This is a genomic window from Corallococcus sp. 4LFB (assembly GCF_046520365.1).
GTDB lineage: Bacteria > Myxococcota > Myxococcia > Myxococcales > Myxococcaceae > Corallococcus > Corallococcus caeni.
In genome coordinates this window covers 1-2,532 of the sequence record NZ_JBKGHJ010000796.1, presented here as the reverse complement: position 1 = coordinate 2,532, position 2,532 = coordinate 1, and the positions used below count along the sequence as shown (strand labels likewise).

The 2,532-nt window shown below is 73.9% G+C and carries 2 protein-coding genes; both read left to right on the top strand.

Annotated elements, in window-relative coordinates:
- Positions 1-774: hypothetical protein (locus tag ACLEQD_RS41255; RefSeq protein WP_410391391.1), on the top strand; the 774-nt coding region annotated here is incomplete at its 5' end.
- A gap of 229 nt (positions 775-1,003) precedes the next feature.
- Positions 1,004-2,532 (top strand): phage tail protein (locus ACLEQD_RS41250; protein ID WP_410391390.1); only part of this gene is annotated, 1,529 nt, incomplete at its 3' end.

The window sequence follows — 2,532 nt, the reverse complement described above, 5'->3', positions numbered from 1 at the left end:
GAGGTGCGGGGTCCGGTATCGCGTGGGGCGGGGGGACGGGGCGGGAACCGGGCCGCGCTGCGGTTGATGGCGATGGCGACGCCGCATCCCTGCGTGGAGAAGACCTTCAACCCGCTGCCGCTGGCCGGTGGGACGGAGCCGGAGGAGCCCTCGCTGGCGCGAGTGCGCGGGCCCGCCACGGTGGGCGCGATGGACCGCGCGGTGCGGCTGCCGGACGTGCTGGCGCTGACGCTGGTGTTCGACGGCGTGCACCGCGCGAACGTGTTCCGCGACGCCGTGCGCCGCCGGTCCTTGAAGGTGGTGGTGTCCGGGCCGGAGGGTGCGGCCCTGCGCGCGTCCGACCTGGAAGCGCTGCACGCGCACCTGGCGGCGCGGGTGGCACCTGGGGTGGAGCTGCACCTGATCAACCGGCTGCGCGTGGAGGTGCGGTTGAAGGTGCTGCTGCGCGTGGTGAAGGGCGCGGATCCGGTCGCGGTGCTCCAGGAGACACGCCTGCGCCTGGGCGTGGACCGCGACCCGGAGCGCGACCTGGGGTTGCTGGATCCGGACCGCGTGGCGCTGGGCCAGGACCTCCAGCTGTCGGACGTGTACGGCGCGCTCGCGGGCATTGATGGACTGCGCTCGGTGGTGGTGCAGCGGCTGCATCGCGAAGGCACGCCGCCGGCCCTCTTCGAGCGCATCGCCACCACGCCCGGCGAGCTGCTCGCATGGGCGCCGCCGTCCGGTGAAAGCGACGGCGTCGAGCTGTCCTACGAGGAGGCCCAGGACCTATGAGCCACGCCTCGCCGCGCCTGTCCGACCACCGCTCCAGGCCCTTGGACATGGGTGCTGTCCACATGGATGAGAAGATGAGAACCCGGCTGGGCCTCCCCGGCGGCGGCGCACCGCACGAACTGGTCCGACAGTCGGACCAGTTGGGAGAGCCCGGGCCGGGAGCGCCTCCGCTCCTGCCAGTCAGCGGAAACCTGTCCGACAGTCGGACCGGTTTGGAGGGGCGCTTCCCATGAGCCCTCCCTCCCAGCGATTGATCCAGCTGCTCCCCGGCCTCTACACGGCGCGGGACTCCACGCTCGCGGACCAGCCGCTCCTCAAGCTGCTCTCCGTGCTGGGCATGGAGCTGGACGCGTTCTCCCGCGCGGTGGACCAACTCTGGGATGATCACTTCGTGGAGCGCGCCGGGCCGCAGGCGCTCCCGTTGCTCGCGGAGTTGATGGGCGCGCGGCTGCTCACCGACGACCCTCGCGTGCAGCGCGGCGTGGTGGCTCGCGCGGTGGCGTGGCGCAGGCGGAAGGGCACGCTCGCGTCGCTGGAGGAGGTGCTCTCCGTCACCAGCCTCTGGGACGCGGAGGTGGATGAGTCCTTCCGCTCGCTGCTGGAGACTCAGGACCTCAACGACGTGCTGCCCTGGCGCGGTCGCAGCGCGGTGGTGTGGGACCCCATCGGCCTCGCGGATCCGCTCACCCGCCGCTCGCCCGGCGTCGAGCGTCCCCGTGACGGTGTCGTGGAGCGCGGTCCCGTCATTGGCATCGCACCGGGAGAGACGCTGGACCAGGCCCTGCGCCGGCTGGGAAGCGCGGATGCGGGCCGCCATGCCGCGACGCCGCGCACGCTGGACCTGCTGGGCTGGGCACGTCCGGACGTGGCGCTCATCCGCACCGCGCGGCTGACTCCGGTGGAGCTGGAGGAAGTCACCCCGGCCACGGTGCACACCCTGCCCAACGGCTACCGGGGCTTCCGCGTGGATCCCCTCGACCGCGATGGTCCGCTGGTGTGGCTCAAGCCGCTGGAGCGCGCGGACCTCACCGGCGGACTCACCGCGCGCCACGAGCCCGCGCCTGCGTCGCTCGCCACGGGGCGCACGGCGGCGATGCTGCTCACCCCCACCGCGCTGGCCGAGGACGCCGACGCCGCCGAACGCGCGGATGCCATCACCGTCTCCGTCGACGGCATTCCGCTGGTGGGACCGGAAGCCCTGCCGCTCCTGCGTGGCCCCCTGCCCACCGCGCCCGTCGGGCCTGCCCCCACGCTCCGGTTCGCGGACCGGGGCCGGCCGTCGCCGGAGGACGTGTGGCGCCTCACGCTGCTCGCCGCGCGGGAGAACTCGGACACGGTGCTCCTGTCCACGGAGCTGACCTCGGACGCGCTGAACACCGTCACCGTCACGCCGGAAGCGAACCAGCTCCTCGGTGGCACCACGGCGGCGCTCCTCGTTGAGCGCGTGAGCGGCGAGCCGCGCCTGCGCGACGTGGACGGCTCGTGGCGCACCCTCGCCGCGGGCCTCCGTCAGGGCCCGCCCCGCAGCAACGCCGTCCGCGTGGACCTGTCGGGCGCCCATGGGTCGCGCGCATCGAGCAACACCTCGCCAGACGGCGAGCCTGCGCCTCGCCCGCTTCGACGCGAGCTCCGACGGTGCGCCCTGGCAGGTGGCGGAGCTGGGCGGCGCGCTGCCTCCGGACGGTCCGGGCATGTCCCTCGCCGTCGTTGGCGACGCGCTGCTGCTGGTGGCGCCGGATGGGGCGGGGAAGCTGGGCG